The organism is Pseudomonas chlororaphis subsp. piscium (assembly GCF_003850345.1).
In the GTDB taxonomy this organism is placed as follows: domain Bacteria; phylum Pseudomonadota; class Gammaproteobacteria; order Pseudomonadales; family Pseudomonadaceae; genus Aquipseudomonas; species Aquipseudomonas piscium.
Window position 1 is genome coordinate 2,722,204 of sequence record NZ_CP027707.1, and the last position, 15,676, is coordinate 2,737,879.

At 66.5% G+C, this 15,676-nt stretch carries 14 protein-coding genes and 1 pseudogene; 7 read left to right on the forward strand and 8 right to left on the reverse strand.

What is annotated here, in order from left to right; translation table 11 throughout:
- Positions 1 to 6: 6 nt before the first annotated feature.
- From C4K38_RS12730 to C4K38_RS12755, 6 genes are read right to left on the reverse strand one after another with little or no spacing between them, the layout of a single operon-like run.
- The gene (locus C4K38_RS12730) at positions 7 to 375 is read right to left on the reverse strand and encodes a Na+/H+ antiporter subunit G (protein ID WP_053278678.1); all 369 of its coding nucleotides are present in this window, start codon (positions 373 to 375) and stop codon (positions 7 to 9) included.
- Positions 372 to 650, reverse strand: a complete 279-nt coding sequence (locus C4K38_RS12735) for a K+/H+ antiporter subunit F (RefSeq protein WP_009048485.1) — start codon at positions 648 to 650, stop codon at positions 372 to 374. The genes C4K38_RS12730 and C4K38_RS12735 overlap by 4 nt, the downstream gene beginning before the upstream one ends.
- Positions 647 to 1,135 carry a Na+/H+ antiporter subunit E gene (locus C4K38_RS12740; RefSeq protein ID WP_025809430.1) on the reverse strand — a complete coding sequence of 163 codons (489 nt, stop codon included), beginning with the start codon at positions 1,133 to 1,135 and terminating at the stop codon, positions 647 to 649. Before C4K38_RS12740 ends, C4K38_RS12735 begins: the two co-directional genes overlap by 4 nt.
- A complete protein-coding gene (locus C4K38_RS12745) occupies positions 1,132 to 2,817 on the reverse strand; it encodes a monovalent cation/H+ antiporter subunit D (protein WP_053278679.1) in 1,686 nt (561 codons plus the stop codon). The genes C4K38_RS12740 and C4K38_RS12745 overlap by 4 nt, the downstream gene beginning before the upstream one ends.
- Positions 2,814 to 3,158, reverse strand: coding sequence for a Na+/H+ antiporter subunit C (locus tag C4K38_RS12750; RefSeq protein ID WP_003202835.1), 345 nt, complete (start codon positions 3,156 to 3,158; stop codon positions 2,814 to 2,816). The genes C4K38_RS12745 and C4K38_RS12750 overlap by 4 nt, the downstream gene beginning before the upstream one ends.
- Positions 3,158 to 6,061 carry a monovalent cation/H+ antiporter subunit A gene (locus C4K38_RS12755; protein ID WP_053278680.1) on the reverse strand — a complete coding sequence of 968 codons (2,904 nt, stop codon included), beginning with the start codon at positions 6,059 to 6,061 and terminating at the stop codon, positions 3,158 to 3,160. The genes C4K38_RS12750 and C4K38_RS12755 overlap by 1 nt, the downstream gene beginning before the upstream one ends.
- A 243-nt stretch (positions 6,062 to 6,304) precedes the next feature.
- Between C4K38_RS12755 and C4K38_RS12760 the strand changes: the two genes are divergently transcribed.
- Positions 6,305 to 6,751 (forward strand): hypothetical protein, encoded by a 447-nt coding sequence (locus C4K38_RS12760; RefSeq protein WP_053278681.1) that lies wholly within the window; start codon positions 6,305 to 6,307, stop codon positions 6,749 to 6,751.
- A 1-nt stretch (position 6,752) separates the two neighbouring features.
- On the opposite strand, the pseudogene C4K38_RS12765 reads toward C4K38_RS12760, so the two are convergent.
- Positions 6,753 to 7,770, reverse strand: a pseudogene (locus C4K38_RS12765) (DMT family transporter).
- A 15-nt stretch (positions 7,771 to 7,785) separates the two neighbouring features.
- On the opposite strand from C4K38_RS12765, the gene C4K38_RS12770 reads away from it, so the two are divergent.
- The 6 genes from C4K38_RS12770 to C4K38_RS12795 all read left to right on the forward strand — a co-directional run bounded on the left by C4K38_RS12770 (position 7,786) and on the right by C4K38_RS12795 (position 14,327).
- Positions 7,786 to 8,349: a helix-turn-helix domain-containing protein gene (locus C4K38_RS12770; protein ID WP_053278683.1), complete on the forward strand. Its 564-nt coding sequence runs from the start codon at positions 7,786 to 7,788 to the stop codon at positions 8,347 to 8,349.
- Between the two features lie 172 nt (positions 8,350 to 8,521).
- Entirely contained in the window at positions 8,522 to 9,724 is a 1,203-nt protein-coding gene (locus tag C4K38_RS12775; protein ID WP_053278684.1) for an SfnB family sulfur acquisition oxidoreductase, read from the forward strand.
- Between the two features lie 10 nt (positions 9,725 to 9,734).
- Positions 9,735 to 10,196, forward strand: coding sequence for an acyl-CoA dehydrogenase (locus tag C4K38_RS12780; RefSeq protein WP_053278685.1), 462 nt, complete (start codon positions 9,735 to 9,737; stop codon positions 10,194 to 10,196).
- The gene (locus C4K38_RS12785; protein ID WP_053278686.1) at positions 10,196 to 11,614 is read left to right on the forward strand and encodes an LLM class flavin-dependent oxidoreductase; all 1,419 of its coding nucleotides are present in this window, start codon (positions 10,196 to 10,198) and stop codon (positions 11,612 to 11,614) included. Before C4K38_RS12780 ends, C4K38_RS12785 begins: the two co-directional genes overlap by 1 nt.
- Before the next feature lie 168 nt (positions 11,615 to 11,782).
- Positions 11,783 to 12,772 (forward strand): AMP-binding protein, encoded by a 990-nt coding sequence (locus C4K38_RS12790; protein WP_053278687.1) that lies wholly within the window; start codon positions 11,783 to 11,785, stop codon positions 12,770 to 12,772.
- Positions 12,773 to 12,893: 121 nt separating this feature from the next.
- Positions 12,894 to 14,327 carry an FAD/NAD(P)-binding protein gene (locus tag C4K38_RS12795; RefSeq protein WP_053278688.1) on the forward strand — a complete coding sequence of 478 codons (1,434 nt, stop codon included), beginning with the start codon at positions 12,894 to 12,896 and terminating at the stop codon, positions 14,325 to 14,327.
- A gap of 114 nt (positions 14,328 to 14,441) precedes the next feature.
- Here C4K38_RS12795 and C4K38_RS12800 read toward each other — a convergent pair whose 3' ends face one another.
- A complete protein-coding gene (locus C4K38_RS12800; RefSeq protein WP_053278689.1) occupies positions 14,442 to 15,557 on the reverse strand; it encodes a Gfo/Idh/MocA family protein in 1,116 nt (371 codons plus the stop codon).
- Between the last annotated feature and the right edge of the window lie 119 nt (positions 15,558 to 15,676).

A 15,676-nucleotide genomic window follows, 5' to 3' on the forward strand; every position in this document is an offset into this window, starting at 1 on the left:
AAAAACTCAGCTACCGCTCTCACTACGCCGGCTGCTGACTTCCGCCGGCACATCGTCGCCGGCCATGCGCTTGCGGAACAGCGCCGCCCGCGCCAGCAGCAGGGTGGTCACCGGCACGGTGATCGACAGCAGGATCGGAATCAGCCAGGCGTGCAGCACAGGCCCCGAGTTCATCCCCGAGAAATACAGGATCGACGCCAGGGCCACGCACCAGGCGCCCAGGGTCGAGGCCAGGGCCGGTGGGTGCATGCGCTGGAAGTAATCCTTCATGCGCACGATGCCGATGGCGCCGATCAGGGCGAAGGCGCTGCCGAGCACCAGCAGGATCGCCACCGGTACCTCGATCCACCACGACAGTTCACTGACGGCATTCATTCGATCACCTCGCCACGCAGGAGGAATTTGGCCAGGGCGAAGGAGCCGACGAAGCCGAACAGGGCGATCAGCAGCGCCGCCTCGAAGTAGGTGTCGCTGGCATATCGGATGCCCAGCACCAGCATCATCAGCATCGCCAGGATGTACAGGTAATCCAGGGCCAGGACCCGGTCCTGGGCCGAGGGGCCCTTGAACAGCCGGACCAGGGTCAGGACCATGGCCACGGAGAACAGGAACAGGCTGAGCAGGATCGCGTTCGTGAGCAGGGCACTCATTCGAAGATCTCCATCAACGGACGCTCGTAGGTCGTTTTGAAGTGCTGGATGAACGCCGCTTCGTCGTCCAGATCGAACACATGCAGCAGCAGGATGCTGCGGTCCAGGGACAGCTCGGACCACACCGTGCCCGGCACCACCGTGGTGATGGTCGAGAGCGCGGCCAGGCCGTTGGCGTCGCGCAGCTCCAGGGGGATCTTGACGAAGCGCGAGCGCGGCGGGCGGCGCCCGGCGTTGAGCACGCCCCAGGCCACGGCCAGGTTCGACAGCAGCACATCGCGGCCGACCACCAGCAACAGGCGCAGGATGGTCATGGGGCGGCGGATGCGGATCGGCAGCGGACGCAAGGGGCGCATCATCAAGGGCGCGCAGAACCCCAGGAGGGCGCCGAGCAGCAGGTTGCCGGGGCTGACGGACAGGTTCAGCACCAGCCACAGCAACCACAGCGCCAGCGACAACCAGGGGGCGGGGAACAGGCGCTTCATGGCTGCACCTCCTGCAACGCCGCCTGGGCTTCGGGGTTGGGGATCGCCCGGGTGCCGAGCACGGCCATCACATACTGTTGCGGGTCGTTGAGGCTGTCGGCGGCGGCCTGGGTAAAGCGCAGCAGCGGCTCGGCCTTGACGGTCAGCAGCATGCACAACCCGAGCAGGGCAATGATCGGCACGCACTCGAAACGCCGCAACACGGGCGAGGGCCGCTCTTCCGGGGTCCAGAAGCGTTGGATGCCCAGGCGCGAAAAGGCGATCAGCGACGCCAGGCCGGAGAGGATCAGCAAGGCCAGCAGGCCCCAGGCGGCGCCGGACAGCGGCGCATCGCTGGCCTGGCCCAGTCCGGCCGGGTTGAGCAGGGCGCCGATCAGGCTCAGCTTGCCGATGAACCCCGACAGCGGCGGCATGCCGATGATCAGCAGCGCGCAGGCGATAAAGCTCAGGCCGAGGAAGGCCATGGTCCAGGGAATCACCTGGCCGACCACGGCTTTCTGCTCGTCGTCGAGGTTGGTGCCCGGTGGCGGTTGCAACGACTCCTGAGGCCGGGGCAGGGCTTCGACCTCGTCGTCCAGGGGGATTTCGTTGGCCGAACGCGAGCGCTCGATCAATTCCGCCAGGAGGAACAGCGCGCTGAGGGCCAGGGTCGAGCTGACCAGGTAGAACAGCGCGCCGGCGATCAGCTTGGGCTGGGCGAAGCCGATCGCCGCCAGGAGGATCCCGGCGGAGACCAGGATGCTCAGGCTGGCCATGCGCTCTAGGCGCTGCGCGGCGAGGATCGCCAGGGCCGCGCAGACGATGGTCGCCATGCCGCCGTAGATCAGCCAGTCGCCACCGAAGTAGGCCGAGGCCCCGGCCTGGCCGGAGAACAGCAGGGTCCACAGGCGCAGCAGGGTGTAGATGCCAACCTTGGTCATGATCGCGAACATCGCCGCCACCGGCGCGCTGGCCGAGGAGTAGGCCGGCACCAGCCAGAAGTTCAGCGGCCAGATGCCGGCCTTGGCCAGGAACGCGGTGGCGAGGATCGCCGCGCCGGCGTGCAGCAGGCCACGGTCGGCTTCCGGTACCAGCGGGATCTTCAGCGCCAGGTCGGCCATGTTCAGGGTGCCGGTGACGCCATAGATCAGCGCCGCGCCGATCAGGAACAGCGACGAGGCCAGCAGGTTGATCGCCACGTAGTGCAGGCCGGCGGACACCCGCGCGCGGCCCGAGCCGTGGAGCATCAGGCCGTAGGAGGCGGCCAGCAGCACTTCGAAGAACACGAACAGGTTGAACAGGTCGGCGGTCAGGAAGGCGCCGTACAGGCCCATCAGCTGGATCTGGAACAATGCGTGGAAGCTGGCCCCGGCGCGGTCCCAGCGGGCCATGGCGAACAGCAGGGCGCTGACGCCGATGATCCCGGTGAGCACCAGCATCAGCGCCGACAGGCGATCGACCACCAGCACGATGCCGAACGGCACCTGCCAGTTGCCCGGCAGGTACACGCCGACGGAGCCGGGCACGCCGGTCTGCTGGGTCCAGCACAGCAACAGCACGGAGATGCCCAGGCCGAGCATGCTGGAGAACAGGTTGATCTTGGCTTTGAGCGGGCGATGTTTCTCGCCGAGCATCAGCATCACCGCGGCGGTCAGCAGCGGCAGCAGGATAGGCGCGACGATCAGGTGCGGCATCAGGTTCATTCCTTGGGCTCCCGGCCATCCACATGGTCGGTGCCGGTCAGGCCCCTGGACGCCAGCAGGACCACCAGGAACAGCGCGGTCATGGCGAAGCTGATGACGATCGCCGTGAGCACCAGTGCCTGGGGCAGCGGGTCGGTGTAGTGCAGCAGGTCCTGGGGCACGCCGTCCTTGATGATCGGCTCCTTGCCAATGAACAGGCTACCCATGCTGAAGATGAACAGGTTGACCCCGTAGGACAGCAGGCACAGGCCCATCACCACCTGGAAGGTCCGCGGCCGCAGCACCAGCCAGACGCCGGAGGCCGCCAGCACACCAATGGCGATTGCAATGACTTCTTCCATCAGGCGGCTCCTGGCTTGGCTTGGGGTTTGACTTGGGCACGCACCGACTGGTGCGCCAGCGCGGTGAGGATCAGCAGGGTCGAGCCGACCACCACGGCATACACGCCGATGTCGAAGAACAGCGCGCTGGCGATATGGATATCACCCAGCAGCGGCAGGTCCAGGTGCAGGGTATGGGTGGTCAGGAACGGGTAGCCGAACGCCAGGGCGCCGAGCCCGGTCAGGGTGGCGAACAGCAGGCCGGTGCCCATCCAGCGCAGCGGCCGCAGGCTCATCTGGGCCTCGACCCACTGGGTGCCGGCGACCATGTACTGCAGGATGAACGCCACCGACATCACCAGGCCGGCGACGAAACCGCCGCCCGGCAGGTTGTGGCCGCGCATGAACAGGTAGAACGACACCACCAGGGCGATCGGCAGCAGCAGGCGCACCAGCGCCGCCGGTACCATCATGAAGCCCAGGGCGGTGTCGCTGGCGTGGCGCGGGTTGACCAGGTCGGTGACCACATCGGGCGCCAGCAGGCGCTGCTGGGCCGGCAACTGCATGCTTTCTTTCGGTGGGCGGAAGCGCCGCAGCAGGGCGAACACGGTCAGGGCCACGGCCGCCAGCACGGTGATCTCGCCCAGGGTGTCGAAGCCGCGGAAGTCCACCAGCATCACATTCACCACATTGCTGCCGCCGCCTTCCGGCAGGGCGCGGCTGAGGTAGAACGAGGAAATGTCGTTGGGAGTCTGGCGGGTCAGCATGGCGTAGGACAGTACGGCCATGCCCAGGCCGACGGCGATCGACAGCAGCAGGTCGCGCAGGCGCCGGGCACGGGCCTTGGGCAGGCTGCTGGGCAGCGGCGAGACGTCTTCGATCCGCCGTGGCAGCCAGCGCAGGCCGAGCAGGATCAGCACCGTGGTCACCACTTCCACCACCAGTTGGGTCAGGGCCAGGTCCGGCGCGGAGAACCAGACGAAGGTCACGCAGGTCATCAGGCCGCAGACGCTGACCATGGTCAGGGCCGCCAGGCGATGGTACTTGGCTTGCCAGGCGGCGCCCAGGGCGCAGGCGATGGCCAGCAGCCAGAGGGTGACAAAGACGATGGAGCCCGGGATCTTCGGTCGGTCGCCCCAGCTCAGGCTGCTGTAGAGCATCGGGATCAGGCCGGCCAGCACCGCCACCAGCACCAGCAGGAACAGCTGGGTCTGCAGGCGCTTGGTGCTGATCCGCCGCTCCAGGCGCCGGGCCAGGCGCATCATGCTCACCAGGCTGCGCTCGAACAGGCGCTTGCCGTTGAAGCGGCCAATGAGCGGCGGGTAGGCGAAGTGGCCGCGCACCAGCGGGGTACGCAGCAGCAGGTAGAGCACGATGCCAGCGGACATGGCGATCAGGCTCATGATGATCGGCGCATTCAGGCCGTGCCAGATCGCCAGGCTGTACTCCGGCAGGGTGCCGCCGACCACCGGCAGGGCGGCCGCGGCTAGCAGCGGGCCGACCATCTGCGCCGGGAAGATCCCCACCAGCAGGCAGGTGAACACCAGCAGCTCCACCGGCGCGCGCATCCAGCGCGGTGGTTCGTGGGGCGTGTGCGGCAGGTCTTCGGCCGGTTTGCCGAAGAACACATCCACGGTGAAGCGCAGGGAGTAGGCGACGCTGAAGGTCCCGGCGATGGTGGCGATCACCGGCAGGGCGGCCTCGACCCAGGCGGTGGAATTGATGAACACCGTCTCGGCGAAGAACATCTCTTTCGACAGGAAACCGTTGAGCAGTGGCACGCCGGCCATGGAGGCGCTGGCGACCATGGCCAGGGTCGCGGTGAACGGCATCAGCTTGATCAGGCCGTTGAGCTTGCGGATGTCGCGGGTGCCGCTTTCGTGGTCGATGATGCCGGCGGCCATGAACAGCGAGGCCTTGAAGGTGGCGTGGTTGAGGATATGGAACACCGCGGCCACCGCGGCCAGCGGGCTGTTCAGGCCCAGCAGCAGGGTGATCAGGCCCAGGTGGCTGATGGTCGAGTAGGCCAGCAGGCCCTTGAGGTCGTTCTGGAACATCGCGCAGTAGGCGCCCAGCACCAGGGTCGCGGCGCCGGCGCCGCCGACGATCCAGAACCATTCTTCGCTGCCGGACAGCGAGGGCCAGAGGCGGGCGAGGAGGAAGACCCCGGCCTTGACCATGGTCGCCGAGTGCAGGTAGGCCGACACCGGTGTCGGGGCGGCCATGGCGTGGGGCAGCCAGAAGTGGAAGGGGAACTGCGCGCTTTTGCTGAGGGCGCCGATCAGGATCAGGGGCAGGAGGATGGGGTAGAGGGCATGGGCTCGGATGAGATCTCCGGCAGCCAGGACCTGGTCCAGGTCGTAGCTGCCGACCACATGGCCGAGCAGCATGACCCCCGCCAGCAGGCACAAGCCCCCCGCGCCGGTAACCATCAGTGCCATATAGGCGCCGCGCCGGGCATCGGAGCGATGGTGCCAGTAGCCGATCAGCAAGAAGGAGAACAGGCTGGTCAGTTCCCAGAAGAATACGATCTGGATCAGGTTGCCGGAAATCACCAGGCCGAGCATGGCACCCATGAAGGCCAGGAAAAACGCGAAGAAGCGCGGCACCGGGTCTTCCGGCGACATGTAGTAGCGCGCGTACAGCGACACCAGGGTACCGATGGCCAGCACCAGCATGGAGAACAGCCAGGCGAAGCCGTCCATGCGCAGGACGAAGTTCAGGCCGAGGCTGGGCAGCCAGTTGAACTCTTCACGGATCACGCCGCCATGGGCGATCTGCGGGTACATGGAGGCCACCGCCACGGTACCGGCCAAGGCGACCAGGCCTGCCAGCAGGGACTCGGTGTTACGCGCGTTGTGCGGCAGCAAGGCCGCCAGACAGCTGCCGATAAAAGGCAGAAGCAGTAGAACTATCAGGGACATAGGCTTCTAATCTGCGGGAAATTGTGATGCATCATACGTGCCGACTCAGGGATCACCAACCTTGAAGCTGTGGCAGGATCCTACAAAACCCTTTCGGCCAGCGTTCAAGGCAGGGGACAAAAAGCCGGTTGGCGCGAAAGTCATGGCAGTTTGCCCGGCGTGAATGACAACAAAGCGCTGCGCGCGGTGTTATGGTCACGCCGATCTGCAACGGACCCGCTTGAAAGGAAGCAGACAGGCCCTATGACCCTCGGAACCTTTACCCGCAAAACCCTCTCCAGCCTGCTGCTGATGGCCTTCGGCGGCTGGAGCGTCTGGCTGTGGCTGACGCTTGCCGGGCCCACCGCTGGCATGAGCCGCTTCAAGACCCTGGAACCCTTGTCGATCGAGGGGCAGACGGCGGCGGCCTTGCCCGCCGGCACCGTGCTCTATTACGACACCGGCTTTGCCGAGGGCCATAGTCGCTACCTGGCGTACTTCTATCACAAGGGCGTTATCGCTCAGGAAGCCTTGCCCAAGGCCTTCTGGCCGGGGCAAGCGTCGATCAGCCCCTTGTGGTTATGGAATGTCGATCCCGGGCAGGTCCCGGACCAAGCAGCGATGACACGAGAAGACATTGTCGCCGCGGTACAGGCCGGCCAGCTCTCTCGGCAGGAGCTGGCGGCCATTGTCGAATCGTTGCCGCGCTAGTTCAGCGTTGCGAATCCGCGGTTTCATCCAGCCGATCCGCCTCGACCGCCTCAGCGCTCTTACCCTTGGTCTTCAATTCGCTGACGATCACCGCCGCGACGATCAGCGCGCCGCCCAGCAGGGCCAGGGCCGGCAGGCGTTCGCCGGCGATGCGCCCAACCAGACCGGCCCACACCGGTTCGCCGGCGTAGATCAGGGTGGCGCGGGTCGGCGAGACGCTTTTCTGCGCCCAGTTCATCGCCACCTGGATCGCCGCGCTGGCGGCGCCCAGGCCCAGGGCGCTGGCCAGCAGCAGCCAGGAAAAGTCCGGGATGGCTTCCTGGGTCGGCACCACCATCAGGAACGACAGCACCGAGGTCGCAGCCAGTTGTACTACTGTGACCCGGCGTACATCGACCTGGCCGGCGTAGGTGCTGATCAGGATGATTTCCGCGGCGATGGCCACGGTGCTGATCAGGGTGGCGATTTCCCCCGGGCTGAAGTCCAGCGCGGCGCCGCTCGGCCCGGAGAGCAGCATCAGGCCGGTGAAGGCCAGCATGATGCCGATGCTCGGCATCAGCCCCGGGCGCTTGCCCATGAACAGCCATTGCAGCAACGGCACGAAGGGCACGTACAGCGCGGTGATAAAGGCCGACTGGCTGCTGGGAATGCTTTGCAGGCCCACAGTCTGCAAGCCGTAGCCGAGCATGATGGCGGTGCCGATGAAGACCCCGGCCTTGAGTTCGAACAGGGTCAGCCCACGCAGGCTGTGCAGGGAGAACAGCCCGACGATGCAGGCCGCCGCGGCAAAGCGCAGGCCGACGAAGAACATCGGGCCGCTGACGGTCATGGCGTGTTGCACGGTGAGAAAGGTGCCGCCCCAGACCATGGTGATCAGCACCAGCACGCACTCGGCTTTGCTCAGTTTGAGGAAGAAGGAGGAAGGTTTGGAGGAGTTCACAGACGTCATGCCCTTGCGCGCTACCCGGGGCGGCCGCACAATGCGCCGCGAAGTTGGGCAGTATACTGCGCAAATCCATACAGTGAGCAATATAGTGCACAAAGATCCTGGGCAGCGCGCGTCCGTGCTGCAGCATGTCAGTCACAACGTCCGGCGCTTGCGCCACGCCGCCGAGCTGAGCCAGAGCGCTTTGGCGGAGAAGTCCGGGGTCAGCCGACGGATGCTGGTGGCCATCGAGGCCGGTGAGAAGAATGTCAGCCTCAGCACCCTGGACCGGGTGGCCGAAGCCCTGGACGTGGCTTTCAGCGACCTGATCCAGGCCCCCGATGCCCGCGACCCGAGCCGCATCAATGAGCTGGCCTGGGCCGGGCTGCTTCCCGGGAGCAAGGCGGTGCTGCTGGCCAAGGCCAACGCCTGCCGCGAAGTGGAGCTGTGGGAGTGGCGCCTGGAGCCGGGCGAGCAATACCTGTCGGAACCGGACGCCGAAGGCTGGAGCGAGCAGCTGTATGTCTGCGAGGGTTGCCTGACCCTGGTCCTGGGAGAGCAGGAGCGGCGCCTGGACAGCGGCGAGTTCTTCATGTTCGCCAGCAACCTGCCGCACGCCTATCGCAACGATGGGGCGGTGGCGGTGCGTTTCGTGCGCAACGTGGTGATCTGAGTACTGTTGCCTGGGCAACAGTGCTTGAACACTTTGCCTGTTTTCAGTTGATGTTATTTATTGCAAATACAATTCAACTTACTGATTTATAAGATTTATAGGCTTAGGCACGACTTCTGCAATCTCCCGGTCAGAACGGATCTTCCGCATTCGACAGGACCTGGAGTTGGCCATGACAGCCACTGCTCAACCCACCCGAACCGCCCATATCATCCACTCCGATGCCGAGGCGATTGCCGTCGCCCGGACCCTGGCCGAGCGTTTCGCCGTCGAGGCCAGCGTGCGCGATCGCGAGCGGCGCCTGCCGTTCGCCGAGCTGGACGAGTTCTCCGCCAGCGGCCTGTGGGGCATCACCATTCCCAAGGCCTACGGGGGCGCCGGGGTGTCCTACTTGACGGTGGCGGAGGTGATCAAGATCATATCCGCCGCCGACTCGTCCCTCGGTCAACTGCCGCAGAACCATCTGGGTGTGCTCGACATCCTGCTGCAGACCGCCAGCGAAGAGCAGAAGCGCTATTACTTCGCCAAGGTGCTGCAGGGTTATCGCTTCGGCAACGCGTTTTCCGAAGCCGGCAGCAAGCATGCCGGCGCCTTCGAGACCCGTATCCGTTTCAACGCCGACGGCGCGCGGATCGACGGCGAGAAGTTCTACTGCACCGGCGCCTTGTTCGCCCATATCGTGCCGGCGGTGGCGGTCGATGAGGAGAACAAGGCGTTCATCGCCTTTATTGAACGGGGCAGTTCCGGCCTGACCGTGATCGACAGCTGGGACGGTTTCGGCCAGCGCACCACGGCCAGCGGCGGCGTTACCCTCGACGCGGTGCAGGTGCCGCTCAGTGCGGTGATCCCGGCCCACCGCGCGTTCGACGAGCCCACCGCCGACGGGCCGATCTCGCAGATCATCCAGGCGGCGGTGGACACCGGCCTGGCGCTCGGCGCCCTGGAAGAGGCCAAGCGCCACGCCCGCCAGTCGCGGCCCTGGATCGACAGCGGCCAGGACCATGGCTGGCAGGACCCGTTCACCATCGCTGCCATCGGCGACCTGGAATGGCGGGTGCACGGCACCGAAGCGATCCTGGAAAAAGCCGGCCTGGCCATCGACCAGGCACTGCGCGAACCCAACGAAGACACAGTGGCCCAGGCCTCGGTGGTGGTGGCGCAAGCCAAGGTGCTGTCGGCACAAAGCGCCTTGCTCGCCAGCAGCAAGCTGTTCGAGCTGGCCGGCACCCGCTCGGTGCTCGGCAAGTACAACCTCGACCGCTACTGGCGCAACGCGCGGACCCACACCCTGCATGACCCGGCGCGCTGGAAATACCACCTGATCGGCAACTTCCTGCTCAACGGCGTCAAGCCGGCCCGCCACGCCTGGAACTGAGGAACCGCCCATGAACGCATTGAGCCAAGCCACCACCCATGAAAAGCCCGAGCAAAGCCACGACGACCTGCGCCGCGCCCGCGAGTTGCTGCAGTCGACCCTCACCTTTGTCCGTGAGCAGGCCAAACCCTGGCCCGGCAGCGGCCTGGCCAGGGCCAGCGACGACCCTTATGTGATCAGCCGCTTTGGCGACCTGCTGATCCGTGTCGAAGTCGCCGCTGCCTTGCAGGAGCGAGCCCAGGCCTTGCTCGCCAGGGAACAGGATGTCGCCGAAGTCGGCGTGGCCCAGGCCGAGGCGGCCATCGCCAGTCGCGAGGCCTTGCTCGCGGTGAGCAACGCCGAGTTCGAGCTGACCGGCCAGCGCAGCCCGCTGCCCGCCGCGCTGGATGAGCCGTTGCGCTGGAAATACCCGTTGATCGGCAACTACCGCCTCAACGGCGTGGTGCCGCCCAGTTTCAGGAGTGTTGTTTGATGTCCCGTGAAATCCGTCTCAACGCCTTCGACATGAACTGTGTCGGCCATCAGTCGCCGGGCCTGTGGGCCCACCCCCGGGACCGTTCCTGGCAGTACAAGGACCTCGAATACTGGACCGACCTGGCGCGAATTCTCGAACGCGGCAAGTTCGACGGCCTGTTCATTGCCGATGTGCTGGGCATCTATGACGTCTACCAGGGCAACGGCGAGGCGGCGATCCGCCAGGCGGCCCAGGTGCCGGTGAACGATCCGCTGCAACTGATTCCGCCCATGGCCCTGGTCACCGAACACCTGGGCTTCGGCCTGACCGCGTCGCTGTCGTTCGAGCATCCCTATCCCTTCGCCCGGCGTCTTTCCACCCTCGATCACCTGACCAAGGGCCGCGCCGGCTGGAACATCGTCACCTCCTACCTGGAAAGCGGGGCGAAGAACCTCGGGCAGAAAGCCCAGACCGAGCACGACGCCCGTTACGACTACGCCGAGGAATACCTCCAGGTTTGCTACAAGCTCTGGGAAGGCAGCTGGGAAGAGGGCGCGGTGCTGCGCGACCGGGAACGGCGGATTTTCAGCGACCCGAGCAAGATCCATGAGATCCAGCACTTCGGCAAACACTTCCAGGTGCCGGGCATCCACCTCTGCGAGCCTTCGCCGCAACGCACCCCGGTGCTCTACCAGGCCGGGGCGTCGAGCCGTGGCAAGCAGTTCGCCGCCGAGCAGGCCGAGTGTGTGTTTGTCGCCGCGCCGTCCAAGGTGCTGCTGAAGAAGACTGTGGCCGATATCCGTCGCCGGGCCGCCGAGGCCGGGCGCGATCCAAGGAAGATCCTGATCTTCAACCTGCAGACGGTGATCCTCGGCGAGACCGACGCCAAGGCCAGGGCCAAGTTCGAGGAGTACAAATCCTGGGTCAGCTACGAGGGCGCGATGGCGCTGATTTCCGGCTGGACTGGCATCGACTTCAGCCAGTTCAAGCCCGATGAGCCGCTCAAGCATGTGCACACCAACGCCATCCAGTCGGCGGTGGAAGCCTTCTCCACGGCCGACCCGAACAAGGTCTGGACCCCCCATGAGCTGGCGGACTGGGTCGGCATCGGCGGCTTCGGCCCGCTGTTCGTCGGCAGCCCGGAAACCGTGGCCGACCTGCTCCAGGAGTGGGTCGAGGACACCGATGTGGATGGCTTCAACCTGGCCTATGCGCTGACCCACGAAACCTTTGTCGACGCCGTCGAACTGCTGGTCCCCGAGCTGCAGAAGCGCGGCGTGTACAAGACCGAATACGCCCCCGGTACCTTGCGCGAGAAGCTGTTCGGCGCCGGGCCGCGCTTGCCGGAAGTGCATCCGGGCAGCGCCTATCGCGACCTCGCGGCCTGGCATCGCCAGGAGCAGCAGGTGGCGTCTATCCGGGTACCGTCCCTGTAGCCGCTGCCGAAGGCTGCGATAAGACCCGCAGGGTCTTTGCCGTCAGGACCATCGCCGCGACCGTTCCGGTCGATCGCAGCCTGCGGCAGCGGCTACAGGTGCGGTGCAAACCCAAAAACCAGCCAGCGGACCACCGCACGCTTTTGCCCAAGGCATCGAGGTCAGCCCATGAGCGTGCATGAACTCAAGCGTTCGCCCCCGGCGGATGCACGAACACTGGAAAACACCGCGCTGCTGCCCGCTGCCCTGGAGCTGTTGCAGCACTGGGCCCAGGTCAGCCCGCTGGCCAGCGCGTTGCGTCACAAGCGCCACGGCCATTGGTACCACTGGCGCTGGATCGACGCCTTGCGGGATGTCGAGCGCCTGGCCGACGGGCTGCGGCAACAGGGTTTCAGCGAGCGCTCGCGGCTGGTGCTGAGTGGTCTGTTCGAGCCCGACCTGCTGCTTCTGGCCCTGGCCGCGCAAAGCGTGGGGGCCGAGGTCCTGACCCTGGACGATCAGCTCGGCCACGTGGCGCTGCGCCGGGCCCTGTGGCGCCTGCAGCCGAGCCATGCCTTCGTGCATTGCGCGCCGCAGTTGCTGCGCTGGGTCGCCGCCGGCGAAAGCAGCCCGGCCCCGCAGCTGTTGATCGCCCATCAGGCGGTGCCGCGTTTGCCTGACGCGGCGCGGCAACCGGTGCTGGCCTTCGATGATTTGCTCGGTGCCAGTGAAACGCCGCGGCGGCAGAACCTTTGGTGGCAGCCGGCCGCGGCCTCGCAGCTGTGGAGCGAAGAGGGCACGGAATGGCCGGATGGCCTGAGGGTGCTGCTGCAACAGTGGCTGCACAGCGGCCATAGCCTGGCGTTTCCGCAAAGCCGCGATTCGGCCAGCCGCGACCGCCGCGAGGTGGCCCCCAGCGGCCTGCTGCTTTCGGCCGCGCGCCTGCAATACCTGGCCGCTGACAGCGCACGCCGCCTGGTGCCTGCGGGCCATTGGCGACGCCGGCTGTGGGATTGGGCCAATGCCCAGCCGCAGCGCCCCTTGCAACGGCTGGTCAAACACCAGATACGTCGGCTCCTGGGTTTCCAGCGGCTGCATTACATCTGGCAAGCCCCCGGCAGCGCCGCGAAGTTTCCGCTATCGCCGTGGCTGGCCGGGCTCAAGCGCAACATTGCATGAAGCTCGCCGGGGCCGGGAGATTCCGTATCGTCGAACAACCTACTAATGTGGTGCCCAGCTACGCTACCCAAGCCTGCGTGCATCACCGCAACCCAGGTAAACACTGACCCGTGAGAACCCCATGAGCCAAACACCCAACGGACAGGCGAGCGGCGCCACCCGTGATGCCGATGTACTGATCGTCGGCGGCGGCCTGAGTGGCGCCTTGCTCGCCGCTCAACTGCTGCGCCTGCCGGGCCGGCGTCAGGTGCTGGTGATCGAACCGCGCAGCGAGCTGGGGCGCGGTGAGGCCTACAGCGCCGTCGAGCTGGGCCACACCCTGAACGGCAACGCCGCGCGCATGAGCGTCGATCCGGACAACGCCGACGACCTGACCCAGTGGCTGAGCGACTACCTCGCCGCCGGCGGCTGGCCCGAGTCGGACCAGCAGCATGTGCCGGTCAGCGAGCTGTTTCCGCCCCGCGGGATCTTCGGCCTGTATGTGCAGCAGCGGCTGGCCGAAGCCCAGGCGATAGGCGCCTTGCAGGGCTCGAGGGTGGAGCATGTGCGCGCCGAGGTGGTGGACTTGCAGGCCGACGCTGAGGGGGCCTTGCTGACCCTCAACGACGGCCAGCAACTACGCGGTGCCTTTGCCGTGCTGGCCACCGGCATGTTCCCGGCGGCGCGCACGCCACAGACCGAATCCAGCGGCCTCAACGCCGCCGCGCTGGACCCCTGGGATGTCTCGGCCATGAGCCGGCTCGACCCGCAGGCGACTGTGCTGATCATCGGCTCCGGGCTGACCATGGTCGACGCGGTGGTGTCCCTGGAGCAGGCCGGGCATCGCGGGCCGATCGAGGTGTTCTCGCGCCACGGCCTGTTGCCCCATGTGCGGCGCCAGCCACCGGCCTGGGTCGACTTCCTCGCCGAGGACCCCAGCATCCGCACCCCGCGCCAGCTGTTGCACGAACTGCGTCGCCAGTGCCGCCAGGCGCTGGCGGACGGCGTGGACTGGCAGGCGCCGCTGGACACGGTGCGCGCCCATATCGGGCGTTTGTGGAGCCAGGCCACGGATGGGCAGCGCCGGCAGTTCGTGCGCCATGTGCGGCCCTGGTGGGAAAGCCATCACCACCGTTCGCCGCCCCTGAGCGCCGAGCTGGTGGCGCGTTTGCACGGGGAAGGGCGGCTGTGCATCCAGGCCGCCTCGTTCAAGGGCCTGGAGCCTTCGGCGGATGGGCGCCTGGCGATTCGCATTCGCCGTCGCGGCGAAGCGCAAACCAGTTGGGTCGCGGGGGATGCGCTGATCAACTCCAGCGGCATCGAATACGACTGGCGCCGGGTCGCCCGGCCGTTGCCGCAGCAGCTGCTGGCCCGTGGCCTGATCAAGCCGGGACCGTTGGCCCTGGGGATCCGGGCCGACGCCGGCGGCGCGGTGGTGGACGCCGAAGGGCAGGTCGCCAGTCGGCTGTTCGCCATGGGCCCGCCGTTGCGCGGCATGTGGTGGGAAAGCACCGCGGTGACCGACGTGGCCAGCCAGGCCAAGGCGTTGGCGGCGCGGTTGGTGGCGTTAGGGTAAATCGCCGCTGCGCGGCTATCGCGGGCAAGCCTCGCTCCTACAACGATATGTATGTTTTTGTAGGAGCGAGGCTTGCCCGCGATGACGTCCTCCTTAACGCCATCACGCTCAAGGTCACACCGCGTTGACATCCACCCAACGCTGCTCCCGCGCCGCGACCCGGATCGCCGCCGCCAGCCGCTCCACCTGCCAGGCCTCGGCGAAATCCGTCCCGCCGTGCCCCTGGCCGCTAAGCGCCATGATCAATTCATGCACCTCCAGGGTCTTCAGCTCGTTGTAGCCCAGCTGGTGCCCCGGGGCTGGGCTGAAGGCGGCGTAGCCGGGCAGGGCGGGCCCGGCCAGCAGGCGCTGGAAGCCCTGGTCGCCGGCACGGTACAGGCGCAGTTCGTTGAGGCGTTCCTGGTCGAAGGCCAGGGTGCCGCGGGTGCCGCTGATCTCGAAGCTCAGGTGGTTCTTGTAGCCATGCTTGAGCCAGCTGCTGCTGAAGGTCCCGCGGGCGCCGCTGGCGAAACGCAGCAGGGCGTGGGTCTGGTCGTCCACGGCGATCGGGCGCTGTTCCTGGCTGCCAGTGCTGGCCGGGCGCTGGTGGTGCACGGTCTGGCTGTCGGCGCAGACCGCCTCGACATCGCCCAGCAGATAACGCGCCATGGCCAACAGATGGCTGCCCAGGTCGGCCAGGGCGCCGCCGGCATGCTGCGGATCGCAGCGCCAGGAGAAAGGCGAGGCCGGGTCGGCCATGAAGTCTTCGCTGAACTCGCCCTGGAAGCTGAGGATCTGCCCCAGTTCGCCGCTGTCGATCAGCGCCTTGGCCTGCAGGATCATCGGGTTGTGCTGATAGTTGTAGCCGACCCGGGTGACCACCCCGGCGGCCTGGGCCGCCTGTTGCATCTGCTGCGCCTGTTCGACGCTGACCGCCAGGGGCTTCTCGCAGTACACCGCCTTGCCAGCCTTCAGCGCGGCCATGGCCATGGGGAAGTGCAGATGATTGGGCGTGGTGATCGCCACCAGATCGACCTTCGGGTCGTCGATCAGCCGTTGCCAGTCGTCGTGGGCCCGGGCGAAACCCCAGGCCGCGGCGCACTGTTCGGCGCGCTGGCGGTCGGCATCGGCCAGCGCCGCCAGGTGCAGGCGCACCGGCAATTCGAATACCGCACTGACATTACGAAACGCCAGCGCATGGGCCCGCCCCATGAAACCGGTGCCGATCAAGCCTATTCCAAGTTCACCCATAGCCGACCCCTTTCAGAATTCTTATTGTAAGGAGTGCTATTTATGGAATAAAAATTCGGTAATTGCAATCTGTAGAATAAATTTTCAGTGGCGCGCCGCTGCTGCTCGGCAACCCGGCG

Bases quoted from the DNA above. Each gene is read 5' to 3' on its own strand.
- C4K38_RS12745 (WP_053278679.1), bottom strand. From the start codon at position 2,817: ATGAACCTGATGCCGCACCTGATCGTCGCGCCTATCCTGCTGCCGCTG.
- C4K38_RS12795 (WP_053278688.1), top strand. From the start codon at position 12,894: ATGAGCCAAACACCCAACGGACAGGCGAGCGGCGCCACCCGTGATGCC.
- C4K38_RS12755 (WP_053278680.1), bottom strand. From the start codon at position 6,061: ATGTCCCTGATAGTTCTACTGCTTCTGCCTTTTATCGGCAGCTGTCTG.
- C4K38_RS12740 (WP_025809430.1), bottom strand. From the start codon at position 1,135: ATGAAGCGCCTGTTCCCCGCCCCCTGGTTGTCGCTGGCGCTGTGGTTG.
- C4K38_RS12760 (WP_053278681.1), top strand. From the start codon at position 6,305: ATGACCCTCGGAACCTTTACCCGCAAAACCCTCTCCAGCCTGCTGCTG.
- C4K38_RS12735 (WP_009048485.1), bottom strand. From the start codon at position 650: ATGAGTGCCCTGCTCACGAACGCGATCCTGCTCAGCCTGTTCCTGTTC.
- C4K38_RS12780 (WP_053278685.1), top strand. From the start codon at position 9,735: ATGAACGCATTGAGCCAAGCCACCACCCATGAAAAGCCCGAGCAAAGC.
- C4K38_RS12750 (WP_003202835.1), bottom strand. From the start codon at position 3,158: ATGGAAGAAGTCATTGCAATCGCCATTGGTGTGCTGGCGGCCTCCGGC.
- C4K38_RS12790 (WP_053278687.1), top strand. From the start codon at position 11,783: ATGAGCGTGCATGAACTCAAGCGTTCGCCCCCGGCGGATGCACGAACA.
- C4K38_RS12800 (WP_053278689.1), bottom strand. From the start codon at position 15,557: ATGGGTGAACTTGGAATAGGCTTGATCGGCACCGGTTTCATGGGGCGG.
- C4K38_RS12775 (WP_053278684.1), top strand. From the start codon at position 8,522: ATGACAGCCACTGCTCAACCCACCCGAACCGCCCATATCATCCACTCC.
- C4K38_RS12730 (WP_053278678.1), bottom strand. From the start codon at position 375: ATGAATGCCGTCAGTGAACTGTCGTGGTGGATCGAGGTACCGGTGGCG.
- C4K38_RS12785 (WP_053278686.1), top strand. From the start codon at position 10,196: ATGTCCCGTGAAATCCGTCTCAACGCCTTCGACATGAACTGTGTCGGC.